The sequence below is a fragment of the Caldimonas tepidiphila genome (assembly GCF_003569765.1).
Taxonomy (GTDB): domain Bacteria; phylum Pseudomonadota; class Gammaproteobacteria; order Burkholderiales; family Burkholderiaceae_C; genus Caldimonas; species Caldimonas tepidiphila.
Genome location: NZ_QXMG01000015.1, coordinates 72,360 through 88,540, shown reverse-complemented (window position 1 = coordinate 88,540; position 16,181 = coordinate 72,360). Strand labels below are relative to the sequence as shown.

The 16,181-nt window shown below is 74.0% G+C and carries 10 protein-coding genes; 5 read left to right on the top strand and 5 right to left on the bottom strand.

Going from position 1 to position 16,181, the window contains the following annotated elements:
- Positions 1-13 precede the first annotated feature (13 nt).
- From mnmA to D3A59_RS12220, 3 genes are all read left to right on the top strand, one after another.
- Entirely contained in the window at positions 14-1,111 is a 1,098-nt protein-coding gene (mnmA, locus tag D3A59_RS12230) for a tRNA 2-thiouridine(34) synthase MnmA (protein WP_119155214.1), read from the top strand.
- 145 nt (positions 1,112-1,256) lie between these two features.
- Positions 1,257-2,336, top strand: a complete 1,080-nt coding sequence (locus D3A59_RS12225; protein ID WP_157991510.1) for an efflux RND transporter periplasmic adaptor subunit — start codon at positions 1,257-1,259, stop codon at positions 2,334-2,336.
- Positions 2,333-5,479: an efflux RND transporter permease subunit gene (locus D3A59_RS12220; RefSeq protein ID WP_119155212.1), complete on the top strand. Its 3,147-nt coding sequence runs from the start codon at positions 2,333-2,335 to the stop codon at positions 5,477-5,479. Before D3A59_RS12225 ends, D3A59_RS12220 begins: the two co-directional genes overlap by 4 nt.
- Before the next feature lie 15 nt (positions 5,480-5,494).
- Here D3A59_RS12220 and D3A59_RS12215 read toward each other — a convergent pair whose 3' ends face one another.
- The 3 genes from D3A59_RS12215 to D3A59_RS12210 form a co-directional block, all read right to left on the bottom strand.
- Positions 5,495-6,313, bottom strand: a complete 819-nt coding sequence (locus D3A59_RS12215; RefSeq protein ID WP_119155211.1) for a carbon-nitrogen hydrolase family protein — start codon at positions 6,311-6,313, stop codon at positions 5,495-5,497.
- Positions 6,314-6,417: 104 nt separating this feature from the next.
- Positions 6,418-6,588: a hypothetical protein gene (locus D3A59_RS25390; protein WP_157991509.1), complete on the bottom strand. Its 171-nt coding sequence runs from the start codon at positions 6,586-6,588 to the stop codon at positions 6,418-6,420.
- A gap of 90 nt (positions 6,589-6,678) precedes the next feature.
- Positions 6,679-10,788, bottom strand: a complete 4,110-nt coding sequence (locus D3A59_RS12210) for a YhdP family protein (RefSeq protein ID WP_272868071.1) — start codon at positions 10,786-10,788, stop codon at positions 6,679-6,681.
- A gap of 166 nt (positions 10,789-10,954) precedes the next feature.
- Here D3A59_RS12210 and glnE point away from each other — a divergent pair, with 166 nt between their 5' ends.
- Together glnE and rrtA are read left to right on the top strand one after the other, a co-directional pair.
- Entirely contained in the window at positions 10,955-13,714 is a 2,760-nt protein-coding gene (gene glnE / locus D3A59_RS12205) for a bifunctional [glutamate--ammonia ligase]-adenylyl-L-tyrosine phosphorylase/[glutamate--ammonia-ligase] adenylyltransferase (protein WP_119155233.1), read from the top strand.
- Positions 13,711-14,370 (top strand): rhombosortase, encoded by a 660-nt coding sequence (gene rrtA, locus D3A59_RS25385; protein ID WP_157991507.1) that lies wholly within the window; start codon positions 13,711-13,713, stop codon positions 14,368-14,370. The genes glnE and rrtA overlap by 4 nt, the downstream gene beginning before the upstream one ends.
- Before the next feature lie 6 nt (positions 14,371-14,376).
- Here rrtA and D3A59_RS12195 read toward each other — a convergent pair whose 3' ends face one another.
- Both D3A59_RS12195 and D3A59_RS12190 read right to left on the bottom strand, forming a co-directional pair.
- Positions 14,377-14,781 carry a VOC family protein gene (locus D3A59_RS12195; RefSeq protein WP_119155208.1) on the bottom strand — a complete coding sequence of 135 codons (405 nt, stop codon included), beginning with the start codon at positions 14,779-14,781 and terminating at the stop codon, positions 14,377-14,379.
- A 49-nt stretch (positions 14,782-14,830) separates the two neighbouring features.
- Positions 14,831-15,700, bottom strand: a complete 870-nt coding sequence (locus D3A59_RS12190) for a ferritin family protein (protein WP_119155207.1) — start codon at positions 15,698-15,700, stop codon at positions 14,831-14,833.
- Positions 15,701-16,181 lie beyond the last annotated feature (481 nt).

The following is a 16,181-nucleotide window of genomic DNA, read 5'->3' as shown; positions in this document are numbered from 1 at the left end:
AGGAAGGTTCGCGATGCGAGTGGTGGTGGGCCTGAGCGGCGGCGTCGATTCCGCCGTCTCCGCATGGCTGCTCAAGCAGCAGGGGCACGATGTCATCGGCATCTTCATGAAGAACTGGGAGGATGACGACGACAGCGAATTCTGTTCCAGCCGCCAGGACTTCCTCGACGCGGCCAGCGTCGCCGACGTGATCGGCATCGAGATCGAGCACGTCAACTTCGCGGCCGAGTACAAGGACCGCGTCTTCGCCGAGTTCCTGCGCGAGTACCAGGCCGGGCGCACGCCGAACCCGGACGTGCTGTGCAACGCCGAGATCAAGTTCAAGGCCTTCCTCGACCACGCGATGCGGCTCGGCGCCGAGAAGATCGCCACCGGCCACTACGCCCGCGTGCGCGAGACCGACGCCGGTTTCCAGCTGCTCAAGGGGCTGGATGCGTCCAAGGACCAGAGCTATTTCCTGCACCGTCTCAATCAGGCACAACTGGCCAGGACACTGTTCCCAGTTGGAGAGCTGCACAAGACCGAGGTGCGCCGCATTGCAGCAGAGATCGGGCTGCCGAACGCGAAGAAGAAGGACTCGACCGGCATCTGCTTCATCGGCGAGCGCCCGTTCCGCGAGTTCCTCAACCGCTACCTGTCCAACACGCCGGGACCGATCCGGGACGAGCGCGATCGCAAGCTCGGCACCCACGTGGGCCTGAGCTTCTACACGCTCGGCCAGCGCCAGGGCCTGGGGATCGGCGGCGTCAAGGAAAAAGGCGCGCCGCGCGGCGGCGGCGAGCACGAGCCCTGGTTCGTCGCGCGCAAGGAGCTGGAGACCAACACGCTGCGCGTCGTGCAGGGCCACGACCATCCCTGGCTGCTGTCGCGCGCGCTGGTGGCCGGCGACACGAGCTGGTGCGCCGGCCGCCCGCCCGCGCCGGGGAAGCTCGCCGCGAAGACGCGCTACCGGCAGGCCGACGCCGCCTGCCGTTTCGAAGACGCCGGCGACGGCCGCTTCGCCCTGCACTTCGACGACGCGCAGTGGGCCGTGACGCCGGGGCAGTCGGCGGTGGTCTACGACGGCGAGGTCTGCCTCGGCGGCGGCGTGATCGAGCAGGCGGGGGACTGAGCCCCGCCGCGCACGGGGTTTCCCGTCCCCGCGCGGCCCCGGCAGCAAGAGGGCTGTCATGCGCCCGGCCGATAATGCCCCGCCGGCTCGCGCCGCCGCGCAGTACCGAGGCGAGCGGCATCCCCGCAGCTCCGTCCCGCCTCGCATGAACACTACCCTGCCGGCCGCGCTGGCCTGTGCCGCCCTCCTCTTCTGCACCGCCCCGGGGGCCGCCGAGCAGCCGCCGGCCGACGCCGCGCCGGCCGGCTCCGCAACGGCCGCCGCACCAGCCGTGCGGGTCGCGCGCTTCGCCGAGATCGCGATCCGCCCCGAGCGCAGCGCCCCGGCCACCGTGGTGGCGCGCAACCAGGCGCGCGTCGCCGCCGAGGTCGCGGGCCGCATCGAGCGCTGGACGGTGGATGCCGGCGGGCGCGTCGCGCGCGGCGCGCTGCTGGCCGAGATCGACGCGGGCGACTACCGGATCGCGCGCGAACGCGCCGCGACCGCGGTGCAGGCCGGCCGCGCCCGGCTCGCGCTCGCCGAGTCGCAGCACGAGCGCGCGCGAGAGCTCGTCGCGCAGGGCTTCCTGTCCAAGGAGGCGCTGAACCAGCGCGACACCGAGCTGCAGCTCGCGCGCAGCGAGCTCGCCGCCAGCCGCAGCCAGCTCGCCAGCGCCGAGCGCGCGCTCGCGCGCACCCGCGTCACCGCCCCGTTCGCGGCGAGCGTCAGCGAGCGGCTCGCGCAGGCCGGCGAGTACGTCGCGCCCGGCACGGTGCTGTTCGTGCTGACCGAGACCGAGGGCGCCGAGCTCAGCGCGCGGCTGCCGCCCGAGGAGGTCGCGAGCCTGCGCGCCGCGCCCGAGCCGGTGTTCGAGTCGCCGGGCGGGCGCACGCCGGCCCGGCTGCTGCGCGTGGCTGGCAGCGTCAGCGCGCCGGCGCGCACCATCGAGGCGCGGCTCGCGCCGCGGCAGCCGCTGCTGCCCGGCACCGAGGGCCGGCTGCTGTGGAAGGAGGACCGGCCGCACCTGCCGGCGGCGCTGCTGGTGCGCCGCGACGGGCGGCTCGGCGTCTTCGCCGTGCAGGACGGCCGCGCGCGCTTCGTGCCGCTGCCGCAGGCCCAGGAGGGGCGCGCCGCGCCCGCGCCCGGACTCGCGCCGGACACGCCGCTCGTCGTCGACGGGCAGGCCCGGCTGCGCGACGGCCAGCCCCTCACGGTGGCGCGCTGGCGCGCCGGAGGCTCCGCATGAAGCTGCTGCAGGCGCTGCTGCGCAACCATCCGCTGGCCAACGTGGCCTTCGTCGTCGTGATCCTGCTCGGCGCGATGAGCTACCTGACGATGCCGCGCGCGCAGGACCCGGAGGTCAACTTCAACTGGGTCAACATCAGCACGGTGCTGCCCGGCGCGTCGGCCGAGGACATCGAGCGTCTCGTCACGAACCCGCTGGAGGACGGCATCCAGCGCGTCTCGGACGTGCGCTTCGTCGTCTCCAACAGCCGCGAGAACATCTCGAGCATCCTGGTGCGCTTCCGCCAGATCGACGCGCGCACCTTCGACAAGCGCCTGTCGGACCTGCGCCGCGAGGTGCAGAACAAGGCCAACATCGAGCTGCCCGCCGAGGCCGAGGACCCGGTGATCCTGGAGATCACGTCGAGCAACGGATTCCCCACCGCGCAGCTGATGCTGCTCGGCCAGGCCGACGACGAGACGCTGCGCGCCGCGGGCCGGCAGATCCGGCTCGACCTCGAGCGCCTCGCCGGCGTCGACCAGGTCTACGCCTCGGGCCTGCGCGACCCGGAGCTGCTCGTGACGCCGGACGGCGCGGCGCTCGCCGCGCGCGGCCTCTCCGCCACCGACGTCGCCGACGCGATCCGCGGCTTCTGGCGCGACACCTCCGCCGGCACGCTGGAGACGCGCGGCGGCGCCTGGTCCGTCACCGCGCAGGGCGTCTCGGTGCGCCCGGAGGACCTCGCCGCGCTGCCGGTGACGAGCCGCGTGCGGCCGGGCGCCTCGGCGCGGCTCGGCGACGTCGCGCGCATCGAGCGCGCCCGCGCGCCCGCGGCGCAGTACGCGAGCATGGACGGCGCGCCGGCGATCAGCCTCGCGGTGACGAAGAAGGCCGGCGCGCACACGCTGGAGCTCGTCGGGCGGCTGCGCGGCTACATCGAGACCCACAACCCGACGCTGTCGGAGAGCGGGTTGCAGCTGGTGCTGAGCGACGACCAGACGGTGCCCACGCGCGAGGCGATCGGCGTGATGGAGTCGAACGCGCTGGTGGGCCTGGCGACGGTGCTCGCGATCTGCTGGGCCTTCCTCGGCTGGCGCGTCGGCGTGCTGATCGCGCTGGGCATCCCGTTCTCGCTCGCCGGCACCGTGGCGGTGCTGTCGGCGCTCGGCTACACGCTCAACATCTCGGTGCTGCTCGGCATCGTCATCGCGCTGGGCATGCTGGTGGACGACGCGGTGGTGGTGGTCGAGGCGATCTACTACCGCATCGAGCGCGGCGCGCGCGCGCTCGACGCCGCGGTGGACGGCCTGCGCGAGGTGTTCGCGCCGGTGCTCGCGTCGGTGGCGACGACGATGGCGGCCTTCCTGCCGCTGATGCTGCTGCCGGGCCTGGTCGGCGCCTTCATGTTCGTGATCCCCTTCGTCGTCACGCTGGCGCTGCTGATCAGCCTCGCCGAGGCCTTCTGGATGCTGCCGACGCACGTCGCGGCGCTGAACCTCCGGCTCGACGCCCGCACGCCGAGCCAGCGCCGGCGCAACGCCTTCAACCGCCGCGTGCGGCTCTGGTACGGCCGCACGCTCGCGATGGTGCTGCGCCGGCCGAAGCGCTCGCTGCTCGTTGCCGCGCTGCTGCCGCTGGCCGCCGGCGCGCTCTTCGCGGCGGGGCTGGTGAAGGTCCAGTTCTTCGCCTTCGACCCGCTGCGGCTCTTCTACGTCAACGTCGACATGCCCTCCTCGGCGACGCTGGAGGAGACGCTCGCCGAGACGCAGGCGGTCGAGCAACGGGTGCGCGGCCACCTCCAGGGGGTCGGCGGGGACGGCGAGGCGCGCTCGGTGGTGTCGGTGGCGGGACTGAAGTTCACGCAGACCGAGCCGGTCTACGGCGACCCCTACGGGCAGGTGGCGGTGTCGCTGAACCCGCGCGGCGCCGGGGGGCGCGAGGTCGGCGAGGTGATCGAGGCGATGCGCCGCGACATCGAGTCGATGCCGGGGCCCGGCCGCAAGAGCTTCACCGAGCTGTCGGGCGGCCCGCCCAAGGGCAGCCCGATCAACATCAAGGTGCGCGGCGACGACTACCCGCGGCTGCGCGCCGCCACCGACGCGGTCATGGACATCGTGCGCGGCGTGCCGGGCGCGCGCGACGTCGGCGACGACGACGTGCCCGGGCGGCCCAAGCTGGTGCTGCGCTTCGACCACGAGGCGGTGCGCCGCGCCGGGCTCGACGCGCAGACGCTCGCGCGCCTCGTGCGCATCCAGGTCGACGGCGAGATCGTCGCCTTCACGCGCGAGGGGGGCGACCGCATCGAGGTGCGCGTGCGCGCGGGCGACGCAATGCGTCCCGACCCGGCGGCGTTGCTCGACGCGCCGCTGACCCTGCCCGACGGCCAGGTGACGCGGCTCGGCGCGCTGATGCAGGCCGAGGTGCAGGAGGGCAAGGGCTTCATCCGCCACTACAACCTGCGCCGCACGATCACCGTGGAGGCCGGCCTCGACGACCCCCAGGCCAACCCCGCGGCGCTCAACACCGCGCAGGCCAACGCGCGCGTGCAGCAGGCCTGGGAAGGGATGCGCACGCGCTACCCCGGCGTGGACCTGGAGTTCACCGGCGAGCTCGAGGACATCCAGGAGAGCCTGGACGCGATGGGCATGCTGTTCGCGCTCGGCGTCGGCCTGATCTACCTGATCCTCGCGACGCAGTTCGTCAGCTACTGGCAGCCGCTGATGATCCTCGTGACGGTGCCGCTGGCCTTCACCGGCGTGAGCTTCGGCCTGGCGCTCACCGGTAACCCGCTGTCGCTCTACACGCTCTACGGCGTGATCGCGCTGAGCGGCATCGCGGTGAACTCGGCGATCGTGCTGATCGACGCCGCCAACGAGCGGCTGCAGCGGGGCATGGGCACCTTGCACGCGGTGGTGTGGGCCTCGCGGCGGCGCGTGGTGCCGATCCTGATCACCTCGGCGACGACGATCGGCGGCCTGTTCTCGCTCGCGGTCGGGCTCGGCGGCAAGAGCCTGCTGTGGGGGCCGGTGGCGGCGAGCATCGTCTGGGGGCTGGCCTTCTCGACCGTGCTGACGCTGTACGTGGTGCCGCTGCTCTACCTGCTGTTCATGCGGCGCAACGGCCGGCGCGCGCCCGGCACGCCGCAGCCAGCGCAGGCCGCCTAGCGGCCCTGTCGCCGCTCAAAGCCGCCGGTGCTCCAGCGCCGGCAGCTGCCGGCGCACCTCGGCGAGGCGCGCCGGGTCGAGCTCGGCCATCACGACGCCCTCGCCGTCGGCCTCGCGCTGCGCGAGCAGCTCGCCCCAGGGCCCGGCGACGAGGCTGTGGCCCCAGGTGCGGCGCCCGCTGTCGTGCACGCCGCCCTGCGCCGGCGCGAGCACGTAGCACTGGTTCTCGACCGCGCGGGCGCGCAGCAGCAGCTCCCAGTGCGCCTGGCCGGTGCCGTGCGTGAAGGCCGAGGGCAGCACCAGCAGGTCGCAGGGCGGGCGCATCAGCGCGCGGAACAGCTCCGGGAAGCGCAGGTCGTAGCAGACCGCGAGGCCGATGCGCAGCCGCTGCCCCGCCACCTCCGCGTCGAAGGCCACCGGCTCGGCGCCGGCCTCCAGCACCCGGCCCTCGTCGTAGCGCTCGCTGCCCTGGTCGTAGCGGAACAGGTGGATCTTGTCGTAGCGCGCGACCTGCGCACCCTGAGGGTCGAACACCAGCGTGCTGTTGCGCACCCGCGCCGGGTCGTCGGTGGCCAGCGGCAGCGTGCCGCCGATCACCCAGACGCCATGGCGCCGCGCGGCGTCGGCGAGCCGGCGCTGGATCGGTCCGGGCGCCTCGAGCCGCTCGGCGAGCGCGAGCTTGTCGGTGTCGCGCCGGCCCATGAAGCAGAAGTACTCGGGCAGCGCGACCAGCGCCGCCCCTGCGGCAGCGGCCTCGGCGACGAGGCGCTCGGCGGTGTCGAGGTTGTGCTCGGGCGAGCTGCCCGAGACCATCTGCAGCGCGGCGATCTTCATCGGTTCGACTCCGGGGAGGGGATGCCCGGAAGTCTATGCCGGGGAACGCGCAGGTGCAGCCCGCCGGCGGGCCGGCGCGGGCCCGCCCGGCGGCACCCCTCGGCTCAGCGCTTGCTGCCGCCCTTCTGCCGGCCCTCGCCGGATGCCTTGTGCATGTCCTGCGCCGGCCGGCCCTTGACGCCCTGCTCCTGGACCTGCTGCTTCGCCTGCGCCTGCGCGCGCCCCATCTTCTCGTCCTTCAGCCGGTTCTCGATCCGCTTTTCCTCGCTCTTCATGATGACGTCTCCTGTGTCGTGCTCGCGGGGCCGGAATGCCCCGCGACTCCCGGGCGGCAATCGGCATGCCGCCGCACGCGGGCACGCCGTTCAGCCGCCGTCCGCAGGCGGCTCGCGGCCGGCGCTCGGCGGCGGCTCGGTCCCGGGCAGTTGCGGCAGCGGCGTTCCCGGCCGGCGCCGCACCGCCTCGACCTGCGGGTCGGCCCAGGAGCCGCTGATGTGGAACTCGCGCGTGCTCGCCTGCATCAGCGGCTTGCGCAGGAACATCTGCGCGAGGAAGGTGCCCAGGCCCACCGCCGGGTTGATCGCCGCGTAGGCGAGCGAGGCGGTGCCGGCGTTGATCTCCGGCACCACGACGACGCGCAGGTCCTGCGTCTCGCGCGCGAGGTCGGCGCGCCCCTCCATCAGCACCGCGGCCTGCACGCCGCGCATCACCAGGTTGTTGGTGTGCGCGACGCCGCTGCCGATGCGCACGTCGCCGCGGATCGCGTCGAAGGCGAAGCCCTCCTGGAACACGTCGCGGAAGTCGAGCGCGAGCCGCCGCGGCAGCGCCTGCAGGCTCAGCACGCCGAGCAGCTTGGCCAGCCCCGGCTCGGCCTTCAGGAAGCGGCCGCTGCCGAGCTCGACCTCGAGCTGGCCGCCGAGCGTCGGGTAGTCCGGGCTCAGCGGCGAGCCGACCCAACTCAGCCGTCCGCCGATGTGGCCGCGGCCGCCGCGCAGCACGTCCGGCTGGCCGAAGCGCTCGAGCAGCGCGCCGCTGTCGTCCACGTCGAGCCGGAAGTCCATCGCCGCGCGGCGCCGCGCGACCCCGCCGCTGCGCACGCCGAGCCAGTTGCCGCTCGCCTCGAGCCGCGCCTCGGGCGTCGTGACCGCGAAGCGGTTGAGCCGCCACTCGCGGATCTCGCCGGTGGTGCGGTTGATCGCGTCGACCTCGACGCGCCCGAGCCGCACGCCCTCCAGGGTGAAGTCGTCGATCACGATGTCGAGCGCCGGCACGTTCGCCGGCTGCTGGTCGAGCAGCACCTCGACGCCGCCCTGCTCGCCCTCGGGCAGCGACAGCCGCGCCAGCCGCGCGTAGAGCTTGCCGGCGAGCCCGCCCCCGGCGGCGCGCGGCGGGCGGTATTCGGCATAGCCGGCGAGCTGCTCGGCCTCGAAGCTGCTGCGCCACAGGCCCTTGTCCGACGACAGGCCCGCCACCACGCGCGACAGGCGCCGGCCCTCGACCAGCAGCACGTCGCTGCGCAGCGAGATCCGCGAGGGCAGGTAGCCGCCCTCCTCCTGCGCGTCGCCGCCACCGCCCGGCGCGCCGCTGCCGGCCGGCGAGGACAGCTCGTCGGGCAGGCCCTGCCCGGCGCGCTGCCAGGCGTCGAGGTCGAGCGACGGGACCTGCACCGCCGCGGCCACGCCGGCGCCGGGCTGCGGCATCGGCGCGCCGTTGACCGCGATGCCGCCGCGCAGTACCCGCGCGCCCCCGGCCTCGAGCTCGCGCAGGTAGTCCGCGCGCAGCAGGCCGCCGAGCTCGAGCTGCAGCCGGTCGCGCGGTGCGCGGCCGGGCTGCGGCTCGGGCTCGAGCGCCATCTGCAGCCGCAGCGGCAGCACCGCGGCGGCGGGCTTGGCGAACGGCGCCGGCAGCTCGACCGCCATCCCGGCGAGCGTGCTGCGGATGCCGAGCTCGAGCTCGCCCCCCACGATGCCGACCTGCGCCTGGTAGGCGGCCTGGCCGCTCAGGTGCTCGGCGAGGTAGGGCAGCCACGGCAGCTCGCGCGCCTGCCGCAGGCCCTCGGCGCTGGCGACGCCCTGGCCCTCGAAGCGCAGGCTGCCGTCGGGCTGCGAGCCGCCGCTGAACGCGGCCTCGCCGCCGTAGAGCCGGGCGCTGGCGCCGCGCACCGAGAAGCCGCTCTCGGAGAACTCGATCACGCCGCGCGCCGCGCTCATCTGCGGCGCGTCGGGCGTCAGGCGCAGCTCGTTGCCGAGCAGCGTGACGGCGCCGCGCACCGTGCTGTTCTCGAGGTGGTCGAGCGGCAGGTTCAGGGCCAGCCGCAGCCCCACCGCGCCGCTGCCGCTGACCTTCGCGAGCCCGCGGTTCGTCCATTCGCCCATCGGCGTCGCATCGACGAAGCGCAGCGCATCGGCGAGCGGCCCGCGGCCGCTGCCCTCGAGCCGCAGCACCGGGTGGTCGAGGTCGGCGATGCCGCCGCGCACCGCGCCGAGCTCGATGCCGTGCAGGCGCGCGCGCGCCTGGCGCACGTGCATCGCGCTGCCCTCGAACACCACCTCGCCGTTCACGTCGGTGAGCGCCGGCCAGGGCGAGGGCTCCTGCGGCGTGTCGGGCACGTAGGCGAGCCGCACGCCCTCGAGCCGCGCGGCGATGCGGAACTCGCCGCGCCGCGGGTCGCTGGACGGGAAGTCGCGCAGGTCGCCGCGCACGCGGAATTCCACCTGGCGCGAGTGCCCCGCCTGCACGGCACGGCGCACGTAGCTGCGCACGTCCTCGGGCAGCGCCTGCGGCAGGTAGCGCCAGACGCGCGTCGCGTCGGCGCGCAGCAGCCGTCCCTTCAGGTCGAGCTCGCCGGGGTAGCGCGGGGCGGCGCCCGTCCCGGTGCGCCAGACGGCCTGCAGCTCGCCTTCCGCGTCGGCGTTGGCGACGCGCAGGTCGCGCGCCTGCACTTCGAGCCGGCCCGGCGCGGCGCGGGTCGCCGGCTGGCGCGTCCAGTTCAGCCGCGTCGCGAAGCGCTGCAGTGGCAGCAGCGGCTCGTCGAACACGCCCGGCAGCTCCAGCGCGCCGTCGTGGATGCTCAGCACGCCCTCGCCGCCGCGCTCGGTGGCGGTGAGGTCGAAGGCGGCGCCGCGCACGCCGGGGCGCCCCGGGTGCCCGTGCCGCAGCCCGTCGCGCTGCGCCGCGAGCGTCACCCCCTCGGCGCGCACGCGGGCGCGGTAGCTCTCGGGCCGCTCGAACGCACCGGTCCAGCGCAGGTCCAGCGGCTCGACGATGCCCTGCGGCGCGAGTTCGGCGAGCATCTCGCGCACCGGGCTGCCGAGCGGCAGCCGCCCGGCGAGCTCGGCGAGGATCGCGAGGTCGAGCCGCTCGGCGAACAGCTCGCCGCCGCCCGGCGCCTCGCGACCCGGCTCGGTCCAGGCGAGGTTGATCGCCGAGGCCGGCCAGAGCCGGCCGTCGCCGCTGCGGAAGGACAGGCCCCGGGCCGCGAAGCGGTGGCTGCCGTCGCGCCTCTCGCCCGACAGCCGGCCCGTCACGTCCGCGAGCACCAGCGGCTCGAGCCCCGGCGCCAGGCGCAGCTGCACGCTGCGCAGCGCGAGGTCGGCGGTGGCGGCGAGCGGGCGGCCCTCGCGCCAGTCGCTCCACAGCCGCAGCGCGCCGTCGCCCTCGTGCAGCTCGAAGGGCAGCGTGACGTGGTGGCGCAGCCGGCCGAGGTCGGCGCGCGGCAGCTCGGCGTAGGCCTGGCCGCTCCAGCGCTGCAGCTCGCCGGGACGCGCGAACAGGGGGTGCGAGAAACGGCCGTGCAGGCTGAAGCGCTCGCCCCAGCCCGCGTCGGGCGTCGCGTCCAGCCGCAGCTCGTGGCGCCGCCGCGTCAGCCCGGCGTTGCGCACCACCAGGTCCACGTCCCGCAGCTCGAGCGGCGGCGCCTGGCGCTGCTCGTCGATCCAGCGCAGCGTGCCGTGGCGCAGCACGAACTCGGGCTGGCGGAAGAACCAGTCGGCCGCGGGGCTGGAGTCGCCGTCGCCGCCGGCGCGGCCGATCTCGAGGCCGGCCACGAACAGCCGCCCCTGCGCGTCGCGTCGTGCCTCCAGCGTCGGATGCTCGATTAGCAGCTGCTCGAAGCGGGGGTCCAGGTGCAGCAGCGAGCGGGGCGAGACCGTCGCGCGCACGCGCGGCAGGCGCAGCGCCGGGCGCCCGGCCGGGTCCGACAGCACCACCTCGCGCAGCTCGAAGGCCGGCGTCCAGCCGCCGGATTCCACGCGGATCTGCCCAATCTGCACGGGCAGCCCCAACACCCTGGAGGCCGTCTGCTCGATGCGCGGCCGCCACTCGTCGATGCGGGGGAGAATCCCCCAGTGGAGTACCAGCCAGGCGAAGAGCACGATACTCCACAGCACAAGCAACACCGCACCGAACACCCGCAGCACGGTTCGCGCGATACGCCGCCGGGGCACCCGGGCCGTCGGGGAGGGAGACGAGGACATGAAGACAGTGAAACGGCAAACGTCGCCGGGCAGCGACCTGCTGCCAGGAGCCCGGGCGGATTCGGGGACGGGGTCCCGCACGCACCGTACCCCGGCGCGGCGAGCCCGCACGCTAGCATAGAGCCAGGGACCGGACATGGGTTTCACCGAACCGTCGGCGGGCGCAATGAAACAGGATGTACGCAACGACGTCGCGGCAGCTGACGCGGCGCATTCGCGCTTCGTGCAGCGCATCCGCCGTCGCTACGAAGCCGAGCTGCCGCTGCTCGCCCCCGGCCTGCCGCGGCGCGAGGCGGTCGCGGCGCTGATCGACACGCTGCTGCAGCGCGGCAGCCCGCTCGCGTCGGCGCTGCGCGTGGCGCGCCAGCTCGCGCTCGAGCGGCTCGCGGTGCTCGACGTGGAGCAGGACGCGCCGATGGCCGAGGTCGCGATGTGCATGACCGAGCTCGCCGAGCTGACGCTCGAGCGGGCGCTGGCCGACGCCCAGGACGAGCTCGACGCGCTGCACGGCGCGCCGCTCAACGCGCAGGGGCAGCGTATCGAGTTCTGGGTCGTCGGCATGGGCAAGCTCGGCGGCCGCGAGCTCAACGTCTCCTCCGACATCGACCTGATCTACGTCTACGAGGAGGACGGCCAGACCATCGGCCGCGCCGACGGCACCGGATGCATTAGCGCGCACGAGTACTTCGCGCTGGTGGCCAAGCGCCTGTACGCGCTGATCGGCGACACGACCGAGGACGGCTTCGTGTTCCGCGTCGACCTGGCGCTGCGCCCGAACGGCAACTCCGGGCCGCCCGTGGTGAGCCTGTCGATGCTGGAGGAGTACTTCCTCGTGCAGGGCCGCGAGTGGGAGCGCTTCGCGTGGCTCAAGAGCCGCATCGTCGCGCCGGCCGCCGCGGTCGAATCCGGCCGCGCGCTGCAGTTGCGCGACGTGGTGGTGCCCTTCGTGTTCCGCCGCTACCTGGACTACGGCGTGTTCGAGGGCCTGCGCGCGCTGCACCGGCAGATCCGCGACCATGCGCAGAAGCGCGCCGCGGGCCGCCCCGAGCGTGCCAACGACGTCAAGCTCTCGCGCGGCGGCATCCGCGAGATCGAGTTCATCGTGCAGCTGCTGCAGGTGGTGCGCGGCGGCCAGTTCCCCGAGATCCGCACCCGCTCGACGCTGCAGGCGCTGCAGCGCCTGACCGCCGTCGGCGTCATGAAGCCCGAGACCGCCGCGAAGCTCGAGGCGGCCTACGTCTTCCTGCGCCGCCTCGAGCACCGCATCCAGTACCTCGACGACCAGCAGACGCACCTGCTGCCGACGCAGGACGGCGACCTGGGCTGGATCGCGCGCTCGATGGGGCTGAGCTGCAACGCCGACGCCTGCGAGCTGCTCGACCGGCTCGGCGAGACGCGCGAGTTCGTCGCGCTCGAGTTCGACGCGCTGCTGCACGACGGCCAGGCGCCGCAGCGCAGCGGCAACGGCAACGGCTGCCGCAACTGCGGCCAGCCGCCCGCGGCGCTCGACACCGAGGCCTTCCTGGAGCAACTGCCCGCGCCGCTGGCGGCCCGGCTGCGGCCGCTGACCGGGCAGCCGCGCATCCGCGCGCTGCGCGACGAGACCAAGATGCGCCTCGCCAAGCTCGTGATGCGCGCCGCGCACGCGGTGACGAGCGGCGGCTGCAGCATGGACGCGGCGCTGCGCTTCGTCGACTGGCTCGAGCCGCTCTTGCGCCGCGAGAGCTACATCGCGCTGCTGGTCGAGCGCCCCGAGGTGCACAAGCGCCTGCTCGGGCTGCTGGGCCTCGCGCGCTGGCCGGTGCGCTACCTGATGCAGCACCCGGGCGTGATCGACGAGCTCGCCGACCCGCGGTTGATCTACACCCGCTTCGACGCCGCCGCCTACGTGCAGGAGCTCGAGCAGCGCCACCAGGCCTGGGACCGCTCGGGCCAGGCCGACGAGGAGTCGCTGCTCGACACGCTGCGCCGCGCCCACCATGCCGAGGTGTTCCGCACGCTGGTGCGCGACGTCGAGGGCCACATCACCGTCGAGCAGGTCGCCGACGACCTGTCCTCGCTCGCCGACGCGACGCTCGAGTGCGCGCTGCGCTGGGGCTGGCTGCACCTGAAGAACCGCCACCGCGAGGCGCCCGCCTTCGCCGTGATCGCCTACGGCAAGCTCGGCGGCAAGGAGCTCGGCTACGGCAGCGACCTCGACGTGGTCTTCCTCTACGACGACGAGGACGAGCGCGCGCCCGAGGTCTACGCCGCCTTCGTGCGCAAGGTCATCACCTGGCTGACGCTGCGCACCGCCGCGGGCGAGCTGTTCGACATCGACACCGCGCTGCGGCCCAACGGCAACTCGGGCCTGCTCGTGACCTCGGTGCAGGCCTTCGGCAACTACCAGAAGGGCCGCGGCAGCAACACCGCGTGGACCTGGGAGCACCAGGCGATCACGCGGGCGCGCTGGTGCGCGGGCGACCCGGCCATCGAGGCCAAGTTCGAGGAGGTGCGCCGCGCGGTGATCGGCGCCGAGCGCGACCGCGACGCGCTGCGCCAGGAGATCCGCGCGATGCGCGACAAGGTGCGCCAGGCGCACCCGGTCAAGCCCGACCGCTTCGACGTCAAGCACAGCCCGGGCGCGATGATGGACATCGAGTTCGCGGTTCAGTACCTCGTGCTCGCGCACGGCGCCGAGCACCCGGGGCTGCAGGACAACAAGGGCAACATCGCGCTACTGCAGCGCGCCGAGGCCGCCGGGCTGTTGCCGGCCGGCATCGGCAGCGCCGCCGCCGACGCCTACCGCGAGCTGCGCCGCGCGCAGCACCGCGCGCGCCTCGACGAGCAGCCGACGCAGGTGCGCTGGGAGCAGGCGCCACCCGCGCTCGCCGGCTGGCGCGACGCCGGCCTGGCGCTGTGGCGCGCGGTGTTCGGGCCGGCTTGACCCGGCCCCGCGGCCTGGCGCGACCGCAGCGGCGGCTCGCCGCGTCGCTGCGGCGGCCGGGCCGGGCCTGGACCGCGCTGGCCGCGCTGCTGCTGCTCGGCGCGCTCGCCGTAGCGGCCTTCGGCTGGCGCCACGACGCGGGCCTGCCGCAGGCGCTGGCCTGGCGGCGCGACGCGCCGCTCGACGCCTGGCGGCTCTGGGGCGCGGCCTTCGTGCATTTCGACGCCCGCCACCTCGCCTTCAACGCGGCCGGCACGCTGCTGCTCGGCGCGCTCGGCGCCGCCGCTGCGCTGCCGGCGCGCGCCGCGCTCGCCTGGGCACTCGCCTGGCCGCTGACGCAGGCCGCGCTGTGGCTCGCTGCCGAGCCGGCCGTCTATGCCGGCTTGTCCGGCGTGCTGCATGCGGGGGCGGCGGTGGCCGCGGTGTTCACGGTGACGCAGGGCCGCGGCGCGCAGCGCCTGCTCGGCGCCGTGCTCGGCCTCGCGCTGCTGGCCAAGCTCCTGCGGGAGCAGGCCTGGGTGGAGCCGCTGCGCACGCAGGCCGGCTGGGATTTCCCGCTCGCGGTGGTCGCACACGCGAGCGGGGCGCTGTGCGGCACGCTGGCGGCGGCGGCGCTGCTGGCCTCGCAGCCCGCGGCAGCCGCACGCGGCCGCTGAGGGCCTTCAGCTCAGGTCCATGAAGGGGTTGTGGGCGACCTCCCACAGCACGCCGTCGGGATCGGCGAAGTAGCCGCTGTAGCCGCCCCAGGAAGTGGGCTGTCCCGGCTTCACCAGCGTCGCGCCGGCACGCACGGCGCCCGCGAGCGTCTCGTCCACCGCGGCGGGCGAGGCGACGTTGTGCGCGAGCGTGAAGCCTCGGAAGCCCTCGCCGTGCGCGGGCACGCCGGCGTCCTCCGCGAGCGCCTCGCGGCCGAACAGCGCCAGCAGCGCGCGCTCGCCGACGCCGAAGAAGGCGATGTGCTCGTTGCTGCCCTCCGCCGGCTGCCAGCCGAGGCCGTCGCGGTAGAAGGCGAGCGCGCGCGGCAGGTCGCGCACGCCGAGGGTCACGAGGCTGAGCTTCGGTTTCATGGCCGGCAGCTTAGCCGCAGCAGGCGGCGCGCGCCGGCCGGGGAAACGCTCAGGCCGGCTGGGCGCCCGCCTGCGCGGAGCCCGAGGCCGCGAGCTGCTGCGTCACTTCCTTGCGGAAGCGGTTGAGCTCCTGCACGCTCTTGAAGCTGCGCTCCATCAGCAGGCTGAGGTTGTGCAGGATGCGCTCGACCACCTTGCCTTCCCAGGAGGCATCGAACTGGATCTGCTTGTCGAGCCAGTGCTCCAGCCACTCGGGGTCGGGCAGGCGGCTCTGCACGGTGTCGCGGGGAAAGAGCTTCTCGTTGACGTGCAGGTTGGTCGGGTGCAGCGCCTGCGCGGTGCGGCGCGCCGAGGCCATCAGCACGCCGACCTTGGCGAAGGCGGCGCGCGCCTCGTCGCCGTGCTTGGCCAGCGCACGCTTCATGTAGCGCAGGTAGGCGCCGCCGTGGCGCGCCTCGTCCTTCGCGAGCGTCTCGTAGATCGCCTTGATGACCGGCTCGGTGTGCCATTCGGCAGCGCGGCGGTACCAGTGGTTGAGGCGGATCTCGCCGCAGAAGTGCAGCATCAGCGTCTCGAGCGCCGGGGCCGGGTCGAACTCGAAGCGCACCTCGTGCAGCTCCTGCTCGGTAGGCACCAGGTCGGGGCGGAAGCGGCGCAGGTACTCCATCAGCACCAGCGAGTGCTTCTGCTCCTCGAAGAACCAGACGCTCATGAAGGCCGAGAAGTCGCTGTCCTCGCGGTTGTCGCGCAGGAACATCTCGGTGGCCGGCAGCGCCGCCCACTCGGTGATCGCGTTCATCTTGATCGTCTGGGCCTGCTCCTCGCTGAGCCGGCTCGCGTCGAAGCGGTCCCAGGGGATGTCCGTGTCCATGTTCCAGCGGACGGCCTCGAGTTGCTTGAAAAGCTCGAAATAGAGCATCTGTCTTTTTCCTTCACACACCACACACACCACATACCGCTTGCACGGCCAACCCGTCATTCTATTTTTTCGGGGAAGCCGTCCTCCGCCGAAGGGTGCAATGCCTGTGCCGCGCCTGCGCGTGCAAGCGAGGACGCCGGCAGGCGCAGCCCGCGGCCCGGGCGCCCTCCTGCCGTCGCGGGCAGGCGCGCCGTGCCGGTGCCGGCCCTGCCTTTGTAGCCCTGGGTGGAGGATGGAAGGCTTTACTGCCCTTGCCGGGAAGGACCGGCCCCCTGTCTGGAGGGAGGGACTGGCGCCCGGGGCAGGCATCGCGTTTGCCCCACAGGTTCGAGACCGCGGAATACGGTGCGGCCGAAGACAGCGAAACCGCCCTCGGGCAGCCGGCAGGTGCCGTGCGAAGGGGGAAGCCGCTGCGGCAGCCGGACCGGAGACCGCCCCCTGAACCGTTTTATTGTTGCGGAGCCTGTCGAAGAGACTGAAA

Coding starts and splice junctions, on each gene's coding strand:
- mnmA (WP_119155214.1), top strand. CDS start 14: ATGCGAGTGGTGGTGGGCCTGAGCGGCGGCGTCGATTCCGCCGTCTCC.
- D3A59_RS12225 (WP_157991510.1), top strand. CDS start 1,257: ATGAACACTACCCTGCCGGCCGCGCTGGCCTGTGCCGCCCTCCTCTTC.
- D3A59_RS12220 (WP_119155212.1), top strand. CDS start 2,333: ATGAAGCTGCTGCAGGCGCTGCTGCGCAACCATCCGCTGGCCAACGTG.
- D3A59_RS12215 (WP_119155211.1), bottom strand. CDS start 6,313: ATGAAGATCGCCGCGCTGCAGATGGTCTCGGGCAGCTCGCCCGAGCAC.
- D3A59_RS25390 (WP_157991509.1), bottom strand. CDS start 6,588: ATGAAGAGCGAGGAAAAGCGGATCGAGAACCGGCTGAAGGACGAGAAG.
- D3A59_RS12210 (WP_272868071.1), bottom strand. CDS start 10,788: ATGTCCTCGTCTCCCTCCCCGACGGCCCGGGTGCCCCGGCGGCGTATC.
- glnE (WP_119155233.1), top strand. CDS start 10,955: ATGAAACAGGATGTACGCAACGACGTCGCGGCAGCTGACGCGGCGCAT.
- D3A59_RS12195 (WP_119155208.1), bottom strand. CDS start 14,781: ATGAAACCGAAGCTCAGCCTCGTGACCCTCGGCGTGCGCGACCTGCCG.
- D3A59_RS12190 (WP_119155207.1), bottom strand. CDS start 15,700: ATGCTCTATTTCGAGCTTTTCAAGCAACTCGAGGCCGTCCGCTGGAAC.